General features: G+C 69.7%; 25 protein-coding genes. 22 read left to right on the top strand and 3 right to left on the bottom strand.

The features are described from left to right. Positions 1-10 precede the first annotated feature (10 nt). From ACIP63_RS03490 to ACIP63_RS03580, 19 genes are all read left to right on the top strand, one after another. Positions 11-1,660: a phage portal protein gene (locus ACIP63_RS03490; protein ID WP_401510998.1), complete on the top strand. Its 1,650-nt coding sequence runs from the start codon at positions 11-13 to the stop codon at positions 1,658-1,660. Continuing rightward, entirely contained in the window at positions 1,657-2,772 is a 1,116-nt protein-coding gene (locus tag ACIP63_RS03495; protein WP_401511000.1) for a head maturation protease, ClpP-related, read from the top strand. Before ACIP63_RS03490 ends, ACIP63_RS03495 begins: the two co-directional genes overlap by 4 nt. Further along, positions 2,769-4,124: a phage major capsid protein gene (locus tag ACIP63_RS03500; RefSeq protein WP_401511003.1), complete on the top strand. Its 1,356-nt coding sequence runs from the start codon at positions 2,769-2,771 to the stop codon at positions 4,122-4,124. The genes ACIP63_RS03495 and ACIP63_RS03500 overlap by 4 nt, the downstream gene beginning before the upstream one ends. Before the next feature lie 100 nt (positions 4,125-4,224). Further along, positions 4,225-4,662 (top strand): hypothetical protein, encoded by a 438-nt coding sequence (locus ACIP63_RS03505; RefSeq protein WP_401511006.1) that lies wholly within the window; start codon positions 4,225-4,227, stop codon positions 4,660-4,662. After that, on the top strand, positions 4,659-5,057 hold the full coding sequence (locus ACIP63_RS03510) for a hypothetical protein (protein ID WP_401511008.1): 399 nt from the start codon (positions 4,659-4,661) through the stop codon (positions 5,055-5,057). Before ACIP63_RS03505 ends, ACIP63_RS03510 begins: the two co-directional genes overlap by 4 nt. A gap of 361 nt (positions 5,058-5,418) precedes the next feature. Next, on the top strand, positions 5,419-5,679 hold the full coding sequence (locus tag ACIP63_RS03515; protein WP_401511011.1) for a hypothetical protein: 261 nt from the start codon (positions 5,419-5,421) through the stop codon (positions 5,677-5,679). A gap of 38 nt (positions 5,680-5,717) precedes the next feature. Further along, positions 5,718-6,773 (top strand): hypothetical protein, encoded by a 1,056-nt coding sequence (locus ACIP63_RS03520; protein WP_401511013.1) that lies wholly within the window; start codon positions 5,718-5,720, stop codon positions 6,771-6,773. 1 nt (position 6,774) lies between these two features. Further along, entirely contained in the window at positions 6,775-7,176 is a 402-nt protein-coding gene (locus tag ACIP63_RS03525) for a hypothetical protein (protein WP_401511016.1), read from the top strand. Continuing rightward, positions 7,173-7,634 carry a hypothetical protein gene (locus tag ACIP63_RS03530; protein WP_401511018.1) on the top strand — a complete coding sequence of 154 codons (462 nt, stop codon included), beginning with the start codon at positions 7,173-7,175 and terminating at the stop codon, positions 7,632-7,634. Before ACIP63_RS03525 ends, ACIP63_RS03530 begins: the two co-directional genes overlap by 4 nt. After that, the gene (locus ACIP63_RS03535; protein WP_401511021.1) at positions 7,631-8,374 is read left to right on the top strand and encodes a hypothetical protein; all 744 of its coding nucleotides are present in this window, start codon (positions 7,631-7,633) and stop codon (positions 8,372-8,374) included. Before ACIP63_RS03530 ends, ACIP63_RS03535 begins: the two co-directional genes overlap by 4 nt. Positions 8,375-8,382: 8 nt before the next feature. Then, a complete protein-coding gene (locus ACIP63_RS03540) occupies positions 8,383-8,811 on the top strand; it encodes a hypothetical protein (protein ID WP_401511024.1) in 429 nt (142 codons plus the stop codon). 4 nt (positions 8,812-8,815) lie between these two features. Beyond that, entirely contained in the window at positions 8,816-9,229 is a 414-nt protein-coding gene (locus ACIP63_RS03545; protein ID WP_262346714.1) for a hypothetical protein, read from the top strand. 1 nt (position 9,230) lies between these two features. Then, positions 9,231-9,638, top strand: coding sequence for a hypothetical protein (locus ACIP63_RS03550; protein ID WP_401511026.1), 408 nt, complete (start codon positions 9,231-9,233; stop codon positions 9,636-9,638). A gap of 256 nt (positions 9,639-9,894) precedes the next feature. Beyond that, positions 9,895-12,321 carry a hypothetical protein gene (locus ACIP63_RS03555; protein ID WP_401511029.1) on the top strand — a complete coding sequence of 809 codons (2,427 nt, stop codon included), beginning with the start codon at positions 9,895-9,897 and terminating at the stop codon, positions 12,319-12,321. Further along, positions 12,318-15,674, top strand: coding sequence for a hypothetical protein (locus ACIP63_RS03560; protein ID WP_401511032.1), 3,357 nt, complete (start codon positions 12,318-12,320; stop codon positions 15,672-15,674). The genes ACIP63_RS03555 and ACIP63_RS03560 overlap by 4 nt, the downstream gene beginning before the upstream one ends. Before the next feature lie 10 nt (positions 15,675-15,684). After that, positions 15,685-16,185 carry a hypothetical protein gene (locus tag ACIP63_RS03565; RefSeq protein WP_401511034.1) on the top strand — a complete coding sequence of 167 codons (501 nt, stop codon included), beginning with the start codon at positions 15,685-15,687 and terminating at the stop codon, positions 16,183-16,185. 30 nt (positions 16,186-16,215) lie between these two features. Next, entirely contained in the window at positions 16,216-17,199 is a 984-nt protein-coding gene (locus tag ACIP63_RS03570; RefSeq protein ID WP_401511036.1) for an N-acetylmuramoyl-L-alanine amidase, read from the top strand. 3 nt (positions 17,200-17,202) lie between these two features. Continuing rightward, entirely contained in the window at positions 17,203-17,556 is a 354-nt protein-coding gene (locus tag ACIP63_RS03575) for a hypothetical protein (RefSeq protein WP_401511038.1), read from the top strand. A 30-nt stretch (positions 17,557-17,586) separates the two neighbouring features. Next, positions 17,587-17,853 (top strand): hypothetical protein, encoded by a 267-nt coding sequence (locus ACIP63_RS03580; protein WP_401511040.1) that lies wholly within the window; start codon positions 17,587-17,589, stop codon positions 17,851-17,853. 720 nt (positions 17,854-18,573) lie between these two features. Here the strand turns inward: ACIP63_RS03580 and ACIP63_RS03585 are convergent. Both ACIP63_RS03585 and ACIP63_RS03590 read right to left on the bottom strand, forming a co-directional pair. Next, positions 18,574-18,993 (bottom strand): DUF6221 family protein, encoded by a 420-nt coding sequence (locus ACIP63_RS03585; RefSeq protein WP_401511042.1) that lies wholly within the window; start codon positions 18,991-18,993, stop codon positions 18,574-18,576. Further along, the gene (locus ACIP63_RS03590; protein WP_401511044.1) at positions 18,990-19,247 is read right to left on the bottom strand and encodes a hypothetical protein; all 258 of its coding nucleotides are present in this window, start codon (positions 19,245-19,247) and stop codon (positions 18,990-18,992) included. Before ACIP63_RS03590 ends, ACIP63_RS03585 begins: the two co-directional genes overlap by 4 nt. A 103-nt stretch (positions 19,248-19,350) precedes the next feature. Here ACIP63_RS03590 and ACIP63_RS03595 point away from each other — a divergent pair, with 103 nt between their 5' ends. Beyond that, positions 19,351-19,779, top strand: coding sequence for a WYL domain-containing protein (locus ACIP63_RS03595; protein ID WP_401511046.1), 429 nt, complete (start codon positions 19,351-19,353; stop codon positions 19,777-19,779). 58 nt (positions 19,780-19,837) lie between these two features. Here the strand turns inward: ACIP63_RS03595 and ACIP63_RS03600 are convergent, their stop codons facing one another. Continuing rightward, positions 19,838-20,038, bottom strand: a complete 201-nt coding sequence (locus tag ACIP63_RS03600) for a hypothetical protein (RefSeq protein ID WP_401511048.1) — start codon at positions 20,036-20,038, stop codon at positions 19,838-19,840. A gap of 195 nt (positions 20,039-20,233) precedes the next feature. Between ACIP63_RS03600 and ACIP63_RS03605 the strand changes: the two genes are divergently transcribed. Further along, positions 20,234-20,974, top strand: coding sequence for a DUF6879 family protein (locus ACIP63_RS03605; RefSeq protein ID WP_401511049.1), 741 nt, complete (start codon positions 20,234-20,236; stop codon positions 20,972-20,974). Then, positions 20,971-21,813: a helix-turn-helix domain-containing protein gene (locus ACIP63_RS03610; protein WP_401511050.1), complete on the top strand. Its 843-nt coding sequence runs from the start codon at positions 20,971-20,973 to the stop codon at positions 21,811-21,813. The genes ACIP63_RS03605 and ACIP63_RS03610 overlap by 4 nt, the downstream gene beginning before the upstream one ends. Positions 21,814-21,818 lie beyond the last annotated feature (5 nt).

Raw genomic sequence — 21,818 nt, forward strand, 5'->3', positions numbered from 1 at the left:
GGAGGGGGCCATGGGCAAGACGCTTCTTGGCTCCCTCACCGCCCTCGCACGTCGCACCGTCGTCGACACCCCCGTCCCCTTCGCCAGCCGCGGCGCAGAGCGCGCCCTCCCCTTCATGCGCCCCGCCGGCATGGAGCAGCAGATGCGGGCCATGGGCTCGGTCGGCACCCTGTTCTCCATCGTCAACCGCACGTCGAACGCGACGGCGATGGTCGAGTGGAAGCTGTGGCGGAAGGCGAAGAGCGGCAAGAAGGAAGACCGCGTCGAGGTCACCTCGCACGCGGCCCTTGACCTGTGGTCCAAGCCCAACCCGTTCATGCCGCGGCAGGAGTTCGTCGAGACGTTCCAGCAGCACGTCGACTTGGTCGGCGAGGGCTGGTGGGTCATCGCCCGGCATCCGGGGTCCACGATCCCGCTGGAGCTGTGGCCGGTCCGCCCGGACCGTATGACCCCGGTGCCGTCACAGACGTCGTTCCTCGCCGGGTACATCTACACCAGCCCCGACGGCGAGCAGGTCCCCCTCGGCCTCGACGAGGTCATCTTCCTCCGCATGCCGAACCCCCTGGATCCGTACCGCGGGATGGGCCCGGTGCAGTCGGTCCTCGCCGACCTCGACGCCACCCGCTACTCCGCAGAGTGGAACCGCAACTTCTTCCTCAACTCGGCCGAGCCGGGCGGCATCATCGAGGTGCCGACGCCGCTCAGCGACCCTGACTTCGACCAGCTCCGCGACCGGTGGAACGAGCAGCACCGCGGCGTCGCGAACGCCCACCGTGTGGCGATCCTGGAGCACGGGAAGTGGATTGACCGGAAGCTGTCGCAGCGCGACATGCAGTTCGTCGAGCTCCGCTCCGTGTCCCGCGCCGTGCTCCGTGAGGCGTACGGCATCAGCGCGTTCGCGCTCGGCGAGGTCACCGACATCAACCGCGCCACCGCCGAAGCGTCCAAGGCATGGTTCGCCGACCAGCTGACCGTGCCGCGCCTGGAGCGCATCAAGGCCGCCCTCAACTACGACCTGCTGCCCCTGTTCGGCGCGACCGCCACGGGGCTGGAGTTCGACTACGAGAGCCCGGTGCCGGCCGACCCGGAGACCGAGGCGGCGCAGCTCACCGCGAAGGTGAACGCTGCGAAAGCCCTTATCGACGCCGGCCTTTCCTCCGACTCAGTTCTCGCCGCGATGGGCCTGCCCGCGATCGAAGCGTCACCGGCGTCCGGCGGAGACGGGACGATCACCCCGCGCGAGCTCGGCGACATGATCCAGTCGATCTACCTGGGTGTCGGCTCCGTCATCACGTGGGAAGAGGCCCGCGACATCCTCAACCGGGCTGGCGCCGGGCTGAACCTGACGACGCCGCAGCCGGAGAACTCCCCCAGGCGGGGAGCAGCCGCGTTCGCGGACCTGGCCGCGCAGATGCTCGCCGAGACGACCGCCGTCGACGACACAGAGATCGACGCCGCGATGCGGTGGGTTGTCGTGGCCGAGGACGACGACAACACCTGCACCCCGTGCGCCGAGAACGACGGGCGCCTCTACCGGAACCGTGAGCAGGCCTACGCGGACTACCCCGGCGGCGCGGGCTACGTGCACTGCGTCGGCGCGGAACACGGCAACGACTGCCGGTGCAAGGTCGTCAAGCGGCGCGCTGGAGGCAGCGAATGAGTGGAGACCCCATGCCCCTGATCGCGGCCGTCGCCCGGCCGGACCACCTGACCGCCCGCGCGCAGGCCCATGCCCCGCGCGCCTGGTACGAGATCCGCAACGCCGCAGACTCGGACGAGGCGGAGCTCCTCATCTACGACGAGATCGGCGGCTGGTTCGGCAACACCCCCGGCGAGATCGTCGACGAACTCCGTGCGGTCACCGCCCCGAACCTCCGCGTCCGGATCAACTCGCCGGGCGGGTCCGTGTTCGACGGCATCGCCATCGCCAACGCAATCCGCCTGCACCCCGCGACCGTCACCGTGCAAGTCGACGGCATCGCCGCCTCGGCCGCGTCCGTGATCGCGATGGCCGGGGACCGGATCGTCATGACCCCCCAGTCACAGCTGATGATCCATGACGCGTCCGGCATGTGCTTCGGCAACGCAGCGGACATGACGGAGATGGCCGTACTGCTGGATACCCAGTCCGACAACATCGCCGACGCCTACGCCGAGCGCGCGGGCGGCACCCGCGAGGAGTGGCGGGAGCGGATGCGCGCGGAGTCCTGGTACCTCGCAGCGGAGGCGGTCGCTGCTGGCCTGGCCGACGAGGTGCTGCCGTCCCGTAAGGCGGCCGAGGAGCCGGAGCCTGCGCTCACGAACTCCTGGGATCTGTCGGTGTTCCGGTACGCCGGCCGCGACGAGGCGCCCGCTCCTGCGACCGGCGGACTGGTGACGGCCTCCCTCGCGACTGTCGGGGAGGGGCCCGTCTGTGACGGCGCGGCCCCGCCCGCGCGCCCGGTGCCCGGCCCTCCGCCCGCCCGGGAGGAGTACCAGGGTGAACACGGCCCCGAGAGCCTGACGTTCGCCGCCGGGTCCGTCCTCACCGCCGACATGGTCGCCCTGCTTCACGCGGCAACGGCCCCCGCCCCGGCCGAGCCGGAGACTCCGGCCATCGACAACCGCATCACCGAGCCGGAGCCCACCGAGGCCCCGGCCGACCCCGACTCCGCAGTGGCTCCCGCCGCCGCGGCCGACGAACCCGAGTGGGCCGCGACTGTGGCCCACCTGATGACTCCGCCGCCCAGCGCGGACGACGAGTTCACCCGCCTGAAGGAGGCACTGCTGTGACCACCACACTCACGGTTCCGCGCACCAGCAACGAGCTCGCCGAGATGCTCGCCGACCCGAAGCAGCTGTCCGAGGTGATGGCGTCGAAGGAGACGCTCACCGAGTTCATCACCGCGTACGGGCAGGCGCAGCAGGGCGACGGCACCGAGCTCAACCGCCTGGTGGCCGAGGAGACCCAGAAGGTCTTCGCGCAGATGCTGAAGGACAACGGGATGGAGAAGGGCGCGATCGAGCGCCCCAACCTCGACCCGCAGGCCAAGCGCAGCGGCAACATGCTCACCTCGCACCAGCAGGCCACCGCCTACAACCCGGCCGCTGCCGGCGCTTCGGTCGACAAGCACTTCCGCAACAACCTGGAGTACGTCTCCAGCATCTGGCACAAGAACACCACCGCCGAGGCTGCCGAGAAGGTCGCGCTGCTCCGTAACGCCGCCTCGTCGGTGTCGCCGGCCGACGGTGGGTTCCTCGTCCCGGAGACGCTGCGCGCGCAGCTGATGCAGATCGCGCTGGAGCAGAGCATCGTTCGCCCGCTGGCGACCGTCGTCCCGATGGACTCGGCCCGAGTCCCGATGCCGATCATCGACTCGACGTCGAACCAGGGCTCGGTGTTCGGCGGGATGATCGCCTACTGGGGTGAGGAAGGGGCGATGCTCCAGGACTCCAACCCGAAGTTCGGCCGGGTGGAGCTCGACGCGAAGAAGCTCACCGGGCTCAGCGCGGTCCCGAACGAGCTGCTCCAGGACTCCATCGTGTCCTTCGCCTCCCTCATCGAGACCCTGTGGCCGCAGGCCCTCGCGTTCTCCGAGGACCAGGCGTTCATGGCCGGCAACGGGGTCGGCAAGCCGCTCGGCTTCCTCGGCGCGAAGAACAAGTCCGCGGTTGCCGTGACCCGCGGCACCGCCTCGAAGATCTCGTACGTCGACATCGTCAACATGTACGCCCGGATGCTCCCGAGCAGCCTCTCCAACGCCGTGTGGATCTGCTCCCCGGACGCCCTGCCGCAGCTGCTCCAGATGTCCCTGGACGTGGGCACCGGCGGCAACTCGGTGTTCGTCGTCAACGCGTCCGCGGCCATGCCGATGTCCATCTTCGGCCGCCCGCTGATCATCAGTGAGAAGGCCGGACAGCTCGGCGCCCGCGGCGACCTCGCCTTCGTCGACCTGGCCTACTACCTCATCGGTGACCGTCAGACCATGACCGCCGACTCCAGCACCGACTACCAGTTCGGCTCGGACAAGACGACCTTCCGGATCATCCAGCGCGTCGACGGCCGCCCGTGGCTCCAGTCGGCCATCACCCCGGCCAACGGCTCCACGAACAAGCTGTCGCCGTTCGTCGAGCTCGCAGCCTGACCCCCACCCCCGGCCGGCGTCGGCAGTAACTCCCCGACGCCGGCCACCACCCGGGCCGGCAGCGTCGCCCCGGCAAGGCAACAGACGACAGGAGAACCTCATGGCTCAGAAAGCCCTCGGCCGGCAGTTCAACGCCCTGCCCCTCGCCGACAACAAGTGGGTGTCCCTCTCGGACGCGGACGGGGTGGCGTTCGTCTGCTACCTCGCCGCCGCCGCAGGCGACACCTACACCCTGACCCAGGCGCAGGACGGGTCCGGCACCGGGGCGAAGGCCCTGGCCTCCATCACCGAGTTCCATACCAGCACCGGTGACGGCACGGACACCTGGACGCGCCGCACCCAGGCCGCAGCGTCCACGGTCGTCACGGCGGCCGCCGCCACGCAGAACGCCATGGTCGTCGAGGTCGAAGGCACGGCCCTGGACGATGGGTTCAGCCACGTACGCCTGACGTCGACCGGCGCCGGTGCGGTGACCGCCCTGGCCCGCGACCTCAACGTGCAGCGGGCCCCCGAGAACCTCCCGGCGATGTCGTCATGATCCGTGGCCGGACCCGTGCTGACGGGGCTGTCGAGTTCTACGACAGCGTGTCCGACGAGGTGGTGGTCACCATCTCCTCCGAGGGCATCGAGGGAGGCGGCGGGGCTGCTGTCGCGTGGGACGACGTCACCGGGAAGCCGGCCACGTTCCCGCCGACGATCGGCACCACGGCGTCCACGGCGGTGGCGGGCAACGACACCCGGCTGACGGCTGGTGCTGCTGGTACGGCCACGGTCCGGGCGATCGGGTCGACGGCCACCACTGCGGCGGCCGGGAACCACGTCCACACCGCGACGCAGGTGACGGCGACGGCGATCAGCCCGGGGTCGGCGACGACGGTGCAGGGGATCCTCGCCGAGCTCGCCGCCCGCATCACTGCACTGGAAACCCCCTGATGGCGCTCTTGGTGTGCCGGGGCTGCACGGCCGCGTACTCGGTCGGTGCGCCCCGGTGCCCGCAGTGCGGCAGCACGGAGCAGCGAGAGGAAGGCGAGGACATGCCGAAGATCACGGTTCATGGCGGTGCGACCAATGCGGACGCGCCCGAGCCCGAGGGTGGTGAGGACGTATCAGCTGGGAGCAGCTCGCAGACATCGTCCGAGAAGGAATCGCGCTCGCCCAAGAGGAGCGCAGCCGCCCGCCCGAAGCCTGCCCCCAAGACGGGGAACCGCTCCGAGAAGGGCCAGACGGACAGCTCTTCTGCCCCTGGGACGGATGGCGACCAGACGGGTCCTACGTCGGACGCCGGTGACGCCTGATGTCGCAGACACCGAGCCTTGGCCGAGTCGTCCTGGTGCTCGTCAACCCGATCACGAACAACGGCGCTGACGCGGCCCCCGCCACCATCACCCGCGTGTGGGAGCAGCAGCCGGACGGCAGCAGCCTGGTGAACCTCAAGGCGCACCTCGATGCACCGACCTCCTCGAAGTGGCTCACGTCAGTCCGTCTCTTCGACACCGAGGAAGCCGCGCAGGCCCACGACGGTGAGGCCGCCTACTGGCCGCCCCGCACTGCCTGACCACCCACCAGTCCGACCACCGAAGGAGGTGACAGAGGATGACGCTTCCCACCTACGCGACCCGCGAGGACGTCAAGGCAGCCCTCGACGTCAAGGCGACCGCCCGCGCCGACCGGCAGATCGACCGCGCCCTGCGCACCGCATCGCGCGGCGTGGACGCCCTCTGTCGCCGCCGCTTCTACCCGGAGCTGGCGTCCCGCTCGTGGGACTGGCCCAGCGCGCAGCGGGCCCGCCCGTGGCGCCTGTGGCTCGATGAGAACGAGCTGATCACCGTCTCCGAGGTGACGACCGGCGGCGAGGTCGTGCAGGCCGAGGCGGTGTTCCTGGAGCCGAACGCGTACGGCCCGCCGTACAACCAGGTCCAGTTGGACATGGCGAGCAGCGTTCCGGGCTGGATCGGCGGGGACACCCACCAGCGCAGCATCACCATCACCGGGCTGTACGGGTACCGCGACGACGAGACCACCGCCGGGGCCACCACGGGCGCCCTCGACACCACGGCGACCGCCCTGCCCGTGGACGCCGCCACCTCCGCGGCGGTCGGTGTGGGCAGCCTGCTACGTCTCGACACGGAGCGGGTCATCGTCACCGGCCGCCGCCAGACGGACACCGGGCAGACCCTCACTTCGGACATCGACGCACAGGCGAAGACGGTCCTCATCCCCGCCACCGACGGCACTGAGTTCGCGGTCGACGAGACAGTCCTCCTCGACGGCGAACGCCTCCTCGTTGTCGACATTGCCGGGGACGCGCTCGTCGTACGCCGCGCCTGGGACGGGTCCACGATCGCCGCCCACACCGCCGGGGCCGCCATCTACGCCCCGCGCACCCTGGTCCTCGCGCGCGGGGCCCTCGGCACCACGGCGGCAGCGCACGCCAACGGGGCCACCGTCCACCTCTTCGACCCGCCGGCGCTCGTTCACCAGCTGTCCCTGGCCGAGGCGATCAACGTCCTCCTCCAGGAGAACGCCGGATGGTTCCGTACGGCGACCGGCGGCAGCACCTCCCGTGAGGCGACCCTCGTCGCGCTCACCGCGCTGCGCACCCAGACCTACGACGCGCTCGGCCGCAAGGCCCGACTGCGGGGGGTGTGACGTGCCCGACTTCCAGATCCGCGTGAACATGAACCGGTCGGGTCCGATCCGCGACGGCCGGTTCCAGCGCGCGGTCGGCGAGTACTGCAACGACCTTCAGTACGCCGTCGCCCTGCACGGTGAGGACCTGGTGCAGCAGCGCCTCCGCCAGGTCCTGCGCAACCCCACCGGCTACTTCCAGTCCCGCATCACCGTCGAGCGGGGGCGCGGCGGCTACATGGTCACCGACGGCGGTGTCATCTACGGCCACTGGCTGGAGGGCACCGGCTCCCGGAACTACCCCGTCACCCGCTTCCGCGGCTACTCCACGTTCCGCCGGGTCAAGCCCCTCGTCGACCGTGACGCCAACCGGATCGGCCGGGAGCTCCTGAACCGGTACCAGTCGAGGGGGCTCCTGCGATGAGCCTGCCGATCACCGACATCACCGACCGCGTCGTCTCCCACGCCCTGGGGCTCGGCCTGTTCGAGACGGTCAACCAGGCCGAGCCGAAGAACGCCCCGGGCAACGGGCTTACCTGCGCGATCTGGACCGAGCGCATCGGGTTTGTCCGCTCGTCCGGCCTGGCCTCCGGCAGCGCGCGCCTGGTGTTCACCGTGCGGATCTACTCCAACATCAACGCCGCCCCGGACGAGGCGATCGACCCGGAGATGCTCAACGCCGTCGACCAGCTGTTCGCCGCGTACTCCGCGGACTTCACCCTCGGCGGCCTGGTGCGGCACGTCGACCTCCTCGGCGCGTACGGCGTCCCCCTGGAGGCCGTGGCCGGATACCTGCTCGTCGAGGGCGGCGAGTACCGCGTGATGACGATCGTGCTCCCCCTCGTGGTGAACGACCTCTGGACGGAAGGAGAGGAAGCATGAGCAAGCAGTCCGGTCTCGGCGACTACCTGTACATCGGCGGATACGACGCCTCCGGCGACATCGGCGCCGTCAACAGGGTCGGCGGCGGCCCCGTCGCCCTCGACGTCACCGCGATCAACAAGGCCGCCATGGAACGCATCGGCGGCCTGCGGGACGGCGGCATCGACTACACCGCGTTCTTCAACCCGGCGCTCGGCGGTACACACGCCAAGCTCGCAGCCCTCCCCACCACCGACGTCCTCATGACGTACGTACGGGGCGCCACCCTCGGCGGCCCGGTTGCGAACTGCATCGCCAAGCAGCTCAACCACGACGGCACCCGCGCCGACGACGGAGCGTTCACCTTCGCAGGCAGCACCCAGTCGTCCGCCGGATCCGGACTGGAGTGGTGCGAGGGACTCACCGCCGGCCGCCGTACGGACACCACTGCAACGAACGGGGCCACGGTCGACCTCCTGACCGGGCCGACCGCGTTCGGCCTCCAGGCCTACCTCCACGTCTTCGCGCTCACCGGCACGAGCGTCACCGTCACCATCGAGCACTCCGCCGACGGCTTGTCCTGGTCTGCTCTCACGGGTGCAGCGTTCACCGCCGTGGCAGCAGCACCGGCCAGCCAGCGCATCCAGACCAGCCGCACCCAGACCGTGCAGCGCTACCTCCGAGCCATCACCACCGGCACCTTCACCAACGCGGTATTCGCCGTGTCCGCCGCCCGCAACCCTGTAGGGACCACGTTCTGATGCAGCCCTTGAACCGGGTAGACCGCGGGCTCCTGGCCCCCGGCGCCTACCAGACGTACACGATCGACCAGCCCCCGGACACGCTCGCGCGCGCCGCGTGCGAGGAGGCCGGATGCGTGGCGTGGGCCCGCGGGTGGCAGTCGACGATCGACGAGTCGACCCCGCTCGGCCAGCAGCAGGCCGCCTACATCCGCACCCAGTCGGGGCGGACATTCCGGGAGCAGCGCACCGGCGCCGGCCTGACGGTTTTCACCTTCGAGGCCCGGCAGCGGTGCTTCACCGACCACAAGACCCGTCCGCAGCTCTTCGCCGTGCGCGATGGGGACTGGCGCGGCAATCCCACCGGCCGTGTCCGCCAGCACCAGCGGCCGGCGGACTGGGTGGAGGACTTCGGCGAGCATCAGCTCCGCCTGATCGACCAGCAGCAGAGGGGATAGGGCCATGGCCAAGGAATCAGGGATCGGGTGGACGACGTGCAGCGTCGATGACGCGACGGGTACTCCGCAGGACATCCGGAACGACGTCACGAACCTCCAGTTCGCCACGCCGCGCGCGGTGCAGGACGTCACCGGTATCGACAAGGCCGCGATGGAGCGGCTGCTCCTGCTCGCCGACTTCAGCGTGACGCTCAACGGCGTCTTCAACGACGCGGCCGGCAAGAGCCACGCCGTGTTCAAGACGGTGCCCAGCACGTCGGTCTCCCGCACGGTGACCCTCGCCGTGTCCGGGCAGAGCCTGGTGAACGAGTGCCTGTTCACCGACTATCCCTTGACCCGCTCGGACAGTGGCGAGCTCACCTGGGCTGTGCCCGGTGTCCTGTCCGACGGCACCGTCCCGACCTGGACGGGGGCCTGACATGCCGGGCTACAGGCACAAGGCGAAGCGCATCAACGTCTCCTTCGCGGAACCGCACGAGTTCGCCGGGTTCGAGGCCGTCCTCCGCGGCAAGAGTCTGGCCGGGTTCCTGGACCTCCAGGGCATCGGCGAGGTCGACAAGAGCTCGCTCGGCGAGCAGTTGCGGGAGATGAGCCTGTCCCTCATCTCCTGGAACCTCGAGGACGAGGAGACCGGCGCCCCGGTCCCCGTCACCCCCGAGGCGGTCATGGCGCAGGACCAGGACCTGATGATCGCGCTGGCCGCCGCATGGATGGACGGGCTGGCCGGGGGCATCAAGGGCCCTTTGGAGCCGAGCTCGACCGATGGGCAGCCGTCCCTGGAGGCGTCGCTGCCGATGGAACCGCTGTCCGAAAGCCTCGCGAGCTGATCCACGCGGAGACCGTCCTCGGCCTGTGCGAGCGCTTCCACTGCCTGCCCAGCGCCCTCCTGGCCGAGGACGCCTCCCTGTACGGGCTGCTCCTCATCGAGCAGCGCGGCAACCCGAAACGAACCGACGACAAGCTGGGAGGTGGTGACGTATGGCCGATGACGTGAACATCGTGGTCCGCGTCCGTGACGCCACCGCGTCCGGCATCGCCGGGGTGAACCGGTCCCTCCAGCGCCTGGAGAACGGCACGAAGGACATGGACCGCTCCTTCGGCAGCTTGGTCGGCACGGCGATCAGTCTCGCGCCGGCGCTCATCCCGATCGCTGCGTCTGCCGCGCCGCTCGTCGCCGGAATGGGCGCGGCCACGATCGCGGTCGGCGCTTTCGGCGCGGCAATCATCCCGCAGATTCAGGCCATGTCCGAGGCGGCCGAGGCGGAGAAGAAGTACACCGACGCCGTCGACAAGCACGGCGCAGCGTCGGCCGAAGCAGCGAAGGCGGAGACCGCGTACCTCGACGCTATCGCGGACATGCCCCCGGCCACCCGGGAAGCGGCCGCCGCCCTCTCGGTGCTGAAGGGACAGTACGAGGACTGGTCGAACTCCCTCTCCGACGACACGATGCCGGTCGCAACCAAGAGCTTTGCCGTGTTCGGGGCCCTGTTCCCGAAACTGACCCCGCTGGTGCGCGGCAGCTCGACGGAGCTGGACCGCTTTCTGACCATCGTGGCCGGCGGTATTGAGAGCGCCTCGTTCGACGACTTCATGGACTCCTTCGGCGACTTCGCAGAGACCTCCCTTGCCAAGGCCAACAGCGGTCTGGTGCACTTCACCCGCACCCTCGACACTGGCGAGGTCGGCGGAGGCGTCGCCGAGTTCATGGCCTTCGCCCGCGAGAACGGGCCCCTCGTCGGCGACGTCCTGATGAACCTCGGCGAGGCGCTCACCAACTTGCTCGTCGCGTCGGCCGATACCGGTGTCGGCTTGCTGACGCTGATCAACGTGTTCGCCGGGCTGGTCGCCTCTGTCCCGCCCGAACTCCTGACCCGCCTGCTCCAGCTCGCCCTGGCGTACAAGGCAGTGAAGATGGCGGCGGCCGGGATGGCGGTAGCGGGGGCCGCCATGGCGGTGGTGCGTACGCAGATCACTGCGGCCGGCACTGCGGCCCTCGGCGCCGGTTCTCGGATCGGGATGCTCACCATGGCGTTCGGTGCTCTGTCGAAGGGCGCGAAGGTTGCGGTCGCTGGCACGGGGATCGGCCTGCTGGTCATTGCCCTGATGGAGCTGTCGAAGATCGGCAAGCAGGCGCCGCCCGACGTGGACAAGCTGACGTCGTCCCTCGGCAAACTGGGCGACACGGGCAAGGTCACCGGGGAGGCCGCCAAGGTTTTCGGCGCCGACCTGAGCGGACTCGCCGAGTCCCTGCGGGTGCTGACCAAGCCGTCCACCACCCAGAGCATCGAGAAGTGGTTCTCCGACCTCTTCGGGTACGGCGACGGAGGGCCCGCCGCGAAGGCCGCGAAGGCCGACATCGACGCGATCGACAAATCGTTGGCGAACCTGGTCAACGGCGGCAAGCCCGAACTCGCAGCGGCGGCGGCCGACGAGCTCGCGAAGTCCATGACCCGGCAGGGCATGTCCGCCAAGGAGCTGCGGGGCAAGCTCGACGACTACAAGAACGCTCTCGCGGACCAGGCGTTCGAGCAGAAGTTGGCGGCGCAGGCGATGGGCCTGTTCGGCGAGCAGGCGCAGGACGTTCAGGGGAAGCTCGCGGCGCAGCAGCAGTCCGCGGACGGGCTCGCCCAGTCCATCAACGCCCTGTCGAACGCCTACCTCCAGGCGCGCGGTGGGATCCGCGGTATGGAGGCCGCGATCGATGCGGCGACCGAGGCGCTGGCAAAGAACGGCCGGACCCTCGACGACAACACCGAAGCCGGTCGCGCAAACAACGAGGCCCTCGACAACATCGCCTCGACCACGATGAAGGCGGCCGAGGCAGCGCGCGCGAATGGTGCGTCGTGGGAGGAGGTCAACGCGATCTATGACCGTGGTCGCAGTGAGCTTCTTCGGGTCGGTGGCCAGATGGAGGACACGAAGGGCAAGGCCCGGGCGCTGGCCGATCAGATCCTGAAGACCCCGGACAAGACGGCCCGGCTCAAGGGCAACATGGAAGACCTCCAGGGCAAGTTGAACTCTGCGAAGAACCAGCTCAAGCGCGTCCCGGACTCCCGGAAGGCGAAGGTCCGCGCGGACATCTACCAGCTGGAGCAGGCGATCGCCGCGGCCCGCCGCAAGCTCGATGCGATCAACGGGAAGACCAGCCACACCTACGTCATCACGCACATGGAGGCCCGCCGGGAGGGCTCGTACGGTACCGAGCTGGGCTACGCCCACGGCGGTGTCATCGGCGCAGCAGGCGGTGGCCCACGGTCCCGGATGACGCTGGTCGGCGAGCAGGGCCCGGAGCTTGTGGACCTGGCGCCGGGGTCGCGGGTGCGATCGAACCCGGACACCAAGCGGATGCTGACCGCGGGGCATGCCGGCGGGGGCGGCCAGCCGATCGTGATTCAGCTGGACATTGCGGGCCGGTTCCTGGGCGAGGTCATCATCGACCCGCTGCGGCAGGCGATCACTTCCCGCGGCGGCAGCGTGCAGGCTGTCCTGGGGAACGGAGGAGGACGATGACGTTCCCTGAGACAAACCTCCCGATCCAGGTAGAGCTGGACCTCGGCGGTACGTGGACGGACATCACGTCGAAGGTCTACGAGCGGGATGCGATCCGCATCACCCGGGGCCGCACCGACTGGGGCGGGGTCGTCGACCCGTCGCGCTGCACCCTGACCCTGAAGAACCACACTGGGGACTTCTCACCGCGCAATCCGATGTCCCCGTACTACGGGCTGATCGGCCGGAACACCCCCATCAGGGTGTGGGCGGCGTACGGCGAGACGTACATGGAGATGACGGGCACCGCCCTGGACGGCGTGACCACCCCGGACCATGCCTCCCTCGACATCACCGGCGACATCGACATCAGGTGCGACATCACCACAGACCAATGGGTCAGCGGGAACACCGTCGACCTGGCGGGGAAATACGATCCGCTCGGAGAGCAGAGGGCGTGGGCCTTCTACATCAACGGCAGCGGTCGCCCGGGGTTGGCCTGGACGCCCGACGGGACTTTCCCGAGCCGCCTGGCCATCGGCTCCACGGAGCCCGTTGCGCCCGCGCTGTCGGGGCGTCTCGCGGTCCGCGTCACCCTCGACGTGAACAACGGATCCGGCGGCTACACCGTGCGCTTCTACACGGCACCGACGATCAGCGGCACGTGGGTCCAGCTCGGCGACACGATCACCGGAGGCACCACCACCAGCATCTTTTCCAGCACAGCACCTCTCGTCGTCGGTGACGTTGCCGGTGTCTCCTCCCTCGACATGGTCGGCCGCTACCACGCATGCGAGGTGCGCTCCGGTATCGGCGGCACGGTCGTTGCTAGCCCGCATTTCACCGCGCAGACACCGGGCGCCACCGGCTTCACCGACGGCGCCGGCCGCACCTGGTCGCTTACCGGCTCGGCCTCCCTGACGAACCGGCAGACCCGCTTCCACGGTGAAATTTCTTCCTGGCCGATCCGCTGGGGCACCGGCGGCCACGACGTGTACGTCACGGTGGAGGCATCCGGAATTCTGCGCCGCCTCGGTCAGGGGGCATCCCCTCTCCAGTCGACGCTGCGCCGCCGTATCCCCTCCGACCCGAACCTGCTTGCGTACTGGCCGCTGGAGGAGGGAAAGACCGCCACCAGGGCGTACAGCCCCCTGGCCGGGGTCACGCCAATGGCCGCGTCCGGCCTGGATTACGAGCAGGTCGACACGCTCGCCGGGTCGTCACCACTGCCCGCACTGGATTCGACGATGGGCGCCGGTCTGCCGATGCTCACCGGGTTCGTTCCGGCCAGTGCACCGGGCGCCTTCCTCGTGGAGTACGTGTATCGGCATGACTCTCCGGCGGCCACGCTGTGGACCTACATGCGGATCCTCACGACCGGCACCGTCCGCGAGTGGTACCTGCAAATGTCCGCCACGGGTGGACGGATCATCGGCCAGAACAGCGACGGCACCACAGTCATCAGCGATGCATTCTCCTGGGGCGCCGGGCAGGCCCCGTTCAACGCCTGGTACCGAATGCGGTTCTACGTCACACAGAACGGGTCGAACTACGACTACAACCTGAACTGGATCCGTATCGGGGCGTCCGTCATCGGGGTCTCGGGTAGCGGGTCCGGGACGGCCGGCCGTATCACGACGGTGGGTTCTCCTCCGGGCGGCTATGCCACGGACCTCAACAACCTGGCCCTCGGCCACATCGCCGTGTTCGGGACCACGACCAGCACGGTGTTCAACCTGGCCGACCACGGCTACAACGGGGAGCGCTCCGGGGACCGACTTCAGCGTCTTCGGACGGAGGAGGAGCTCCCGTTCACCATCAGCGGGCCCCTCGAGGAGACCGAACTGATGGGCCCGCAGCGCCCGGACACCATCATGGCGCTGCTCCAGGAGGCGGCCGACGTCGATGGCGGGATTCTGTACGAGCGGCGCGACTCCCTGAGCCTCGCGTACCGCTCTCGCACCACCCTGTACAACCAGCCGGTGGGGCTGTCCCTGGACTATCAGGGCAGTGATGGTCTGGTGACGCCGCTGGAGCCGGTCGACGACGACCAGCGGGTCCGCAACGACATCCTCGTCACGAGAACGGACGGCGGGTCCGGCCGGTCGGTCGCCGCGGAGGGCCCGCTGTCGACGCTGGCCCCGCCGCAGGGCGTAGGCCGGTACAACGAGGCGATCACTCTCAACCTGTTCGATGACGAGCAGACGTCACGCCACGCACAGTGGCGGCTGCACCTGGGCACGTGGGACGAGGCCCGGTACCCGCAGGTGCGGGTCTTGCTGCAAAGTGCTCCGGCTGTGATCGCGGACGCGGCGACGATGGACGTCGGTGACCGGATGCAGATCACGAACCCCCCGAAGTGGCTGCCCCCAGAGGCCATTGACCTCCAGGTGCAGGGTTACACCGAGCTGCTGCACCAGCGCCGGTGGGAGCTGGAGTTCAACTGCACGCCGTACGGGCCGTGGGAGGTCGGCGTGTACGACGATGCGGCCCGGGGCCGATTCGACACTGGGGGAACGGTGCTGGCTGTACCGGTGACGGCTACGGACACCGTGCTGCCGGTGACCACAACGGACGGCACGGCCTGGACCACCAACCCGGCGGACATGCCGTTCGACGTGGCCGTCGGCGGCGAGGTCGCCACCGTCACCCAGATCACCGGTGTCGCGCAGGACGCCTTCGCCCGGACTGTCAGCAACGGCTGGGGCACCGCCGACTCCGGGCAGGCGTGGGCCACCGCTGGGGGCGCCGCCGCCGACTACGCGGTGACCGGCGGAACTGGCCGGCACATCACCAACGCGCGCGGCACGATTTTCCACAGCTACGTCCCGGTGACCACTGCGGATGTCGATGTGCGCGTGGACTGGTCCCTGTCCGCCGTGCCAGTCGCCGACAGCACCTACGTGTTCCCGATCGCCCGGTACACCGATGCGACGCATATGTACCTCGCCCGCGTGCAGGTCGCAGCGGGCGGCGCCATGCTCCTCACCATCCGCAAGCGCGATGGAGCCGAGTCCCTGCTGGGGACCCAGTACACGACGGGCCTCACCTACACCGCCGGGGCCTGGTACACGGTCCGTCTCGCGGTGACCGGCAGCAGCCTCAGCGCCAAGGTGTGGCCACGGTCCAACGCGGAGCCTGCGGCGTGGCAGGTCACCGCCACGGACACCGCGCTCACTGCCCCTGGGTCGGTTGGGGTGCGGTCGCTGGTCGGCGGCGCGACCACGAACACGCTCCCGATGACAACCCAGTTCGACAACTTGTACGTCGGCCCGCAGGCGATGACGGTGACCCGCTCTGTCAACGGCCTTACCAAGACCCACTCCTCGGGCGCGGACATCCGCCTCGCCCACCCGACGATCTACGCCCTGTAGGAGAAGCTCCATGCCCGATCTCTCCCTCGCCGGGGAACGCCTCATCGCCAGCGTCGAGAACGCGAAGGCGCCGTTCACCGTCGACTACACCTGCATCACCGCGAACACCCCGGGCTCCCCCGTCTCGGCCGAAACCGCGTGGGTGACTACGCCGACGATCACCTTCAAGGCAGGCCGGGCGTACCGGCTGACGATCAAGGGTCTGATCACGGCCAGCGCCACGGGGAGCGAGGGTCGGATCCGCGTCCGCCGCGACACCGTGGCGGGCGCCACCCTGTTCGACTCGTTCCGGATCACCACTCCGAACGCCACCAACTACGGCTTTGAGTTCAGCAATGTGTTTCTGAACGGTGGGGCATCGAACATCTCCGCAACGCTCGTCGGGACCGTCTCGCGGGACTCTGGGGCCGCGAACTTTCACGTGGCGGCCACCCCTGCGGCGAACCCTGCGTACTTGCTGACCGAGGATTTCGGGCCCGCAAGCGACTTCCCCGGCGCTACTGCCCTGTAGCCCCGCACCGCCTCACGTCTGGAGGGCCTGATGGCCACACCACTGTCCGCCGCCGCAGTCCTCGCGGCCCTACGCGCCGAGGGTGTGCGCGTCGTCGAGGTCGGCGACTGGCGCACCCACAACCGCAACCACAAGGGCGCCTGGGGCCCGGTCAACGGGTCGATCGTCCACCACACCGTCACCAAGGGAACGGCGAACACCGTCGCCCTGTGCCGCGACGGACACTCCGCTCTGCCAGGGCCCCTGTGCCACGGCGTCATCGCGAAGGACGGCCAGGTCCACATGGTCGGCTGGGGCCGCGCGAACCACGCCGGCGGCGGCGATCCTGCCGTCCTCGCACAGGTGACCGCTGAGTCGTACGGCTCCCGGCCGCCGAAGCCCACCCGGGGCAACAGCAACGGGACCGACGGGAACCACGCGTTCTACGGGTGGGAGTGCGAGAACCTCGGCGACGGGAAGGACCCTTGGCCGGCCGTCCAGTACGACGCGATCGTCCGCGTCCAGGCGGCGCTGATCCGGGCGCACCGGGCGAAGGGCGACGACTGGGGCCTCGACGCCAAGTCGATCATCGGCCACCTGGAGTGGAGCTCCGACAAGGTCGACCCCCGCGGCTTCGCCATGCCGGATTTGCGCGCCGACGTGGCCGAGCGCCTTGCCCATTCCGCGAGCTGGAACCCCGGCTCTGCCAACGAGGAGAACGACATGCCATTGACCACCGCTGACCTCAAGCTGCTCTGCACCGAGGACGGGATCTGGCCCGCCCCGAAGGACGCATCCGACTACAACCCCGACCCCAAGCACAAGGGGCACTACTGGGCGCTCGGCACCCACATCGCCGTCCAGAGCGAGGGCATCCGCGCCGTACGCCGCGAGGTCGCCGCGAACACGGCCGCCATTGCCACCCTTGCCGGACTCATCGGCACCGGCGTCGACACCGCAGCCGTCGTCGCCGCAGTCGAGGCTGCCATCAAGGACGCCGTCATCGACGTCAACATCAACACGCAGGAGGCCTGACCCATGAAGATCTTCGGTAGAGAGCCCGCCCTCTGGCTCAACAGCCTCGCCGCCATCCTCGGCCTGGCCGTCACCTTCAACGTCGGTCTCACCGAGGCCCAGGCCGGGTGGATCGTCGCCTGCACGTCCGCGGTCCTCGGCGCGATCGCCGCGGCCCTGACTCGGCCGATCGCCGTGCAGGCGTTCACCGCCGCCGTCGCCACCATCGCCTCGGCCGTCGGCGCGTTCGGGTTCGAGGTCGCTCCGACCACCACGGCCGCGATCAACGGCTGCGTGCTGGCCGTCCTGATGTTCATCACCCGCGGCCAGGTCACCCCTGTACCCACGAAGCCGAGCCCGCAGCCGGCGGGCGTCTGAGCTGCACGGCCGAGCGCAACCGGAGGACGTGTGGACGCTGCCATGCTCACCGCGCTGGGTGCACTGCTGGCCAGCCCGGTAGCTGCGGCAGCGGCCATCTACGGCTCCCGGGGCGCCACGCGAGCAGCCCGGGAGGGCGGAGTCATCACCGGATACGACAGCCTCACCGCACGGCTCACTGCCGAGCGGGATAAGGCAGAGACGGACCAGGCGACCGCCGAGCAGCGGGCGGCCGCGCTGGAGCTCGAGGTGGCCAGGCTTCGGCTGCTGGTCACCCAGCTGGGAGGTACGCCGTGACGCGGGCAGAGAGGTTGTTCTACCGGCGTCGCTACCTCCTGTGGGTGGTGGCCGCGCTCCTGTTCCTTGGGGGCGCGGTCGCGCTGGCGTTCCTGCGGATCGAGCAGGCGGACCAGCGCGCGGACCAGTTGGCGGCGGAGGCTGACCGGCGCGGCGGGGCCGTGTCCACGCTGGCCACGGACGTACGGACGCTCCGGTCCCAGATTCAGGCGGGCGGGGACACTCCTGCTGCTCCGGATCCGGCGCGGGCGGTGGAGGATCTGCCGGCCCGGGCGGAGGTGCCGGTGCCGATCCCTGGTCCGCCGGGTCCTGCCGGGCCGAAGGGGGATCCGGCACCGTCAGTATCGCCAGTACCGGGCCCGTCGGGCGCGGCCGGTGTGGCGGGTTCGGACTCAACGGTGCCGGGTCCTGCTGGCCCGGCGGGGCCGCCGGGCCCGGCTGGTCCCGCCGTGCCGGGCGCCGATGGGAAGGACGGCCAGGATGGGAAGGACGGCCGGAACGGGCAGACCTGCCCCGAGGGGTACAGCCTCCAGCCTCTGTCGTCTGATCCGGATGCGTTGGTGTGCCGCCGGGATGGGGCGCCCGCGGAGCCGGAGGAGCCGGACCCTGATCCGGATGCGTCGTCGCCGCTGGCGTTGGATCCGTTCCGCCGGCAGTACCCCTGAACTACGCGCGCCCCTCCTGCTGTTGCTGGAGGGGCGTTGTCGTGCGCGCGGTGGGTTACGGCCGCCAGGCTTCCCGGTAGTCGCGGTGGTCGGCGTACACGGCAGCAAGGGTCTTGATTGACCAGTAATGCGCGGCGTCGAACCCGCCCTCCGGATACTTCGCCTCACACCGGCCTTCGCACCACTTCTCGTGGGCGCGCAGGACCCGTCGCTTAGCCTCTGCCTCGCGCAGGGCGCGGGCCGGGTCCTGGCGGGCGATGTGGGCGGAGTCTGCTTGCCCTTGCGGGCCGTCTCCCTTTCCGTCCTCGTCCTGGGTGCCGAATTCGGTCACCTGTACCCGTGAGTGGCCGTCCTGGTCAATGTCGGTGACGTAGCCGCCGGAGTCGCACCACGGTGCAGGAGTGGCTGCTTTTGCAGTCCGCTCGTCCTCGTCGAGCCGGGCCCGAAGGAAGGCCATCAAGTCGGTGCTGCTCACGCGCTCTCCTCCTTCGCCTTCGCCGGGCGGCCGCCCTTGCGCGCCCGGCGGGCGGCGAGCTCCTCCTCGGCAGCGGCGAGTTCGGCGAGCTCCTGCTCGTCGCCGTGCTCGCGTACGTACGCGCGGACGTGGTCGACGAGGTCGGCACTGCGGTCGGTGCCCTGCCGCTGAGCAGCCGTTCCGTAGGCGCTCCAGAGCCGCTTAGGGATGCGGAACTTGGTGGTGAAGGTGTGGTCCTTGTCGTCTGCTGCCATGCCATCCATGTTCCCACACAGATTCCTCGCCGCAACCCCTTGTGTACCCACACGATTTTCGCTTACCGTGTGGGTACACGGAAACGAGCGAGGGGCGGACACCATGAAGACCACCACCAACGAGACCCAGGCACAGACCCTCACCCGCCTCCTCGCCGCCGCCGACCGCCAGCACCCCGTCACCATCACCTACCTCAAGGAGGAGAAAGACGAGAACGGCAAGAAGACCGGCAACCTCGTCGAGACCATCCGCACCATCGAGATCTACGACACCCGCACCACCAAGGCCGGCGCCATCACCCTCCGCGCCATGGACCGCGAGACCGGCGAGTCCCGCACCTTCCGCCTCGACCGCATCCAGGCGTACACCGTCCACCGCACCGCCTACACCGTGGCCCGCCCCGCCCGCACCGACGAGCCCACCACCGTCATCCCGGTCGCCACCTGCGCCGCCACGATCATCGGCCGCGAGCTCGCCCGCGACGACGCCGCGTACTACGCAGACCGGTACGCCGTCCTCGCCGCCGCCTGACAACAGCAACGCCCCCTCCACCACCGGGTGGAGGGGGCGCAGCCGCGCGGTCGGCCGGTCAGCCGTCGTCTTCCGGATGCCGGACCACGCGCTTCAACTCCCGCTCAACCTCATACCGGGACTGCCCGGTCGCCGCCGCATGGGCAGTGATCGCCGCCTGCAGCTTGGCCGCGGTATCCACCGTCAGCCGCTGCTCCTGCTGCTCGGCCCACGCCACCCGCTCCAGTTCGATGAGCTCATCATTCAGTTCGATTGCCACGCCCGGATAGTACGACTCCCGGACCGGCGCCGGCCGCAGCTGGCCGGCCGAGCGCGTTGACCGACCCGGGTAGCGGCCGTCGATTGCGAGCAACTCAGCACCTGCCCCAGCGTTCAGCAATCCGCCGCAATCTTCGAGCACCCTCCCGCCATCCGGCGCATCCTGGTCTCTCAACCGGCCAGACGGAGGGGCACCATGGGGCTCAGGTTCATCGGCACGACCAGCGACAACGGCGACTGCCCGACCCTGTACGAGATCGACGGCAGCACCGACATCCTCGTCCAGGGCGACCGGGTCACCGACCCTGAGCACCTCGCACAGCTCCGGGACGTGAAGCCCGAGGAGACGTTCGTACGGGTCCCGCGCGACCTTCTCATCCGCTTCGCACCACGCACCGAGGCACGCGGGATGGTCCCGTTCTCCACCATCGCCCACCTCTTCGAGGACTTCCGCCACACTGCCTGGCGCCTGGAAACCCGCCGCGGCTACGCCTCCGACCGCAACAGCCCGAAGTGGGCCCGCTGGCAGGACGGCGCGGACATCGCCGCCGAGCCGGACGACGCCTGGCGGGAAAACGTCCGCAGGCAGGTCGCGCGCGGGAAGCGGTTCGAGCGGGTGCGCCTTGTCGACGAGCCCCTCACCGAGGGCCAGGAGTTCCTCCTCGCCAGCGGACACAGCAGCGTCGCCGCAGGCGAGGACATCCGCAACCTGCCCCGGGCGCAGGCCGCGCGGCTCGGCCTGCCGGACTACGACTTCTGGCTCTTCGACTCCCGGCTCGTCGCGCGCTTCGTCTTCGACGACGACGACACCACCCTCGGCGTGATTCTGAGCGAAGACCCCGCCGACGTCGCCGCAGCCTGCCAGGCCCGCGACGCCGCATGGCACTACGCAACCGCCACCGCGGAGTTCGCCAGGACGGTAGCTTCAACCGTGTGAGCACCGACTATCAATCTGCCCGGGTCGCCCTCGGTGCACGGCTCCGCGAGCTGCGCACCGAGGCCGGCCTTGACGGCAAGGGCGTGGCTTCGGCCCTCGGTTGGCAGCGCTCGAAGGTGTCGCGCCTAGAGCTGGGGAAGCAGACCCCGTCGGGCACCGACCTTGAAGCGTGGGCGCAGGCCGTGGGCCGTGAGGACCTAGCCGGGGAGTTGAAGGGCAGACTCGTCGGGTTGGAAACCCAGTACCGGTCATGGCGCCGCCAACTGGTCGGCGGGCACCGGGCCCGCCAGGAACTGGCCATCGCGGAGAGTGCGGCAACGCAGACCATTCGCGGCCTGGAAGTCGCCCGAATCCCAGGCCTTTTCCAGACGGCGGACTACGCCCGTCACACCTTCGAGGCGAACGCCGAGTTCCGGCAGACCCCCCGGGACGTGGAGGATGCCGTTCGTACCCGCATCCGCCGGCAGGATGCCCTGTACGAGCCCGGCCGCCGGTTCCGGTTCCTCGTATGGGAGGGTGCCCTCCATGTGGTGACGTGCCCCCGCGAGGTGATGGCGGCACAGCTCGACCGCCTGGCCGGGCTGATCGGTCTGGACACCATCGAGCTTGGCATCGTTCCCTTCGGGGCGCGGCTGCGGCGCGCACCCACCCACGGGTTCTGGATCTATGACCGGCGGCGCGTCATCGTCGAGACGATCAGCACCGAGATGTGGCTCGACGACGAGGAGACCATCGCCTTGTACGAGAGGGCGTGGGACTGGACCGCCGAGGCAGCGGTCTACGGGCCGCAGGCGAGGCGCCTGATCGGCCGGGCACGGGCGTCGCTGGACCTGTCCTGAGCAAC

The organism is Streptomyces sp. NPDC088746 (genome assembly GCF_044751065.1).
Lineage (GTDB): Bacteria > Actinomycetota > Actinomycetes > Streptomycetales > Streptomycetaceae > Streptomyces.

Excerpts from the sequence above, each read along its gene's own strand:
- ACIP63_RS03570 (WP_401511036.1), top strand. The coding sequence starts at position 16,216 with ATGGCCACACCACTGTCCGCCGCCGCAGTCCTCGCGGCCCTACGCGCC.
- ACIP63_RS03565 (WP_401511034.1), top strand. The coding sequence starts at position 15,685 with ATGCCCGATCTCTCCCTCGCCGGGGAACGCCTCATCGCCAGCGTCGAG.
- ACIP63_RS03490 (WP_401510998.1), top strand. The coding sequence starts at position 11 with ATGGGCAAGACGCTTCTTGGCTCCCTCACCGCCCTCGCACGTCGCACC.
- ACIP63_RS03530 (WP_401511018.1), top strand. The coding sequence starts at position 7,173 with ATGAGCCTGCCGATCACCGACATCACCGACCGCGTCGTCTCCCACGCC.
- ACIP63_RS03590 (WP_401511044.1), bottom strand. The coding sequence starts at position 19,247 with ATGGCAGCAGACGACAAGGACCACACCTTCACCACCAAGTTCCGCATC.
- ACIP63_RS03575 (WP_401511038.1), top strand. The coding sequence starts at position 17,203 with ATGAAGATCTTCGGTAGAGAGCCCGCCCTCTGGCTCAACAGCCTCGCC.
- ACIP63_RS03545 (WP_262346714.1), top strand. The coding sequence starts at position 8,816 with ATGGCCAAGGAATCAGGGATCGGGTGGACGACGTGCAGCGTCGATGAC.
- ACIP63_RS03495 (WP_401511000.1), top strand. The coding sequence starts at position 1,657 with ATGAGTGGAGACCCCATGCCCCTGATCGCGGCCGTCGCCCGGCCGGAC.
- ACIP63_RS03510 (WP_401511008.1), top strand. The coding sequence starts at position 4,659 with ATGATCCGTGGCCGGACCCGTGCTGACGGGGCTGTCGAGTTCTACGAC.
- ACIP63_RS03505 (WP_401511006.1), top strand. The coding sequence starts at position 4,225 with ATGGCTCAGAAAGCCCTCGGCCGGCAGTTCAACGCCCTGCCCCTCGCC.
- ACIP63_RS03550 (WP_401511026.1), top strand. The coding sequence starts at position 9,231 with ATGCCGGGCTACAGGCACAAGGCGAAGCGCATCAACGTCTCCTTCGCG.
- ACIP63_RS03535 (WP_401511021.1), top strand. The coding sequence starts at position 7,631 with ATGAGCAAGCAGTCCGGTCTCGGCGACTACCTGTACATCGGCGGATAC.
- ACIP63_RS03595 (WP_401511046.1), top strand. The coding sequence starts at position 19,351 with ATGAAGACCACCACCAACGAGACCCAGGCACAGACCCTCACCCGCCTC.
- ACIP63_RS03555 (WP_401511029.1), top strand. The coding sequence starts at position 9,895 with ATGGACCGCTCCTTCGGCAGCTTGGTCGGCACGGCGATCAGTCTCGCG.
- ACIP63_RS03515 (WP_401511011.1), top strand. The coding sequence starts at position 5,419 with ATGTCGCAGACACCGAGCCTTGGCCGAGTCGTCCTGGTGCTCGTCAAC.
- ACIP63_RS03520 (WP_401511013.1), top strand. The coding sequence starts at position 5,718 with ATGACGCTTCCCACCTACGCGACCCGCGAGGACGTCAAGGCAGCCCTC.
- ACIP63_RS03605 (WP_401511049.1), top strand. The coding sequence starts at position 20,234 with ATGGGGCTCAGGTTCATCGGCACGACCAGCGACAACGGCGACTGCCCG.
- ACIP63_RS03560 (WP_401511032.1), top strand. The coding sequence starts at position 12,318 with ATGACGTTCCCTGAGACAAACCTCCCGATCCAGGTAGAGCTGGACCTC.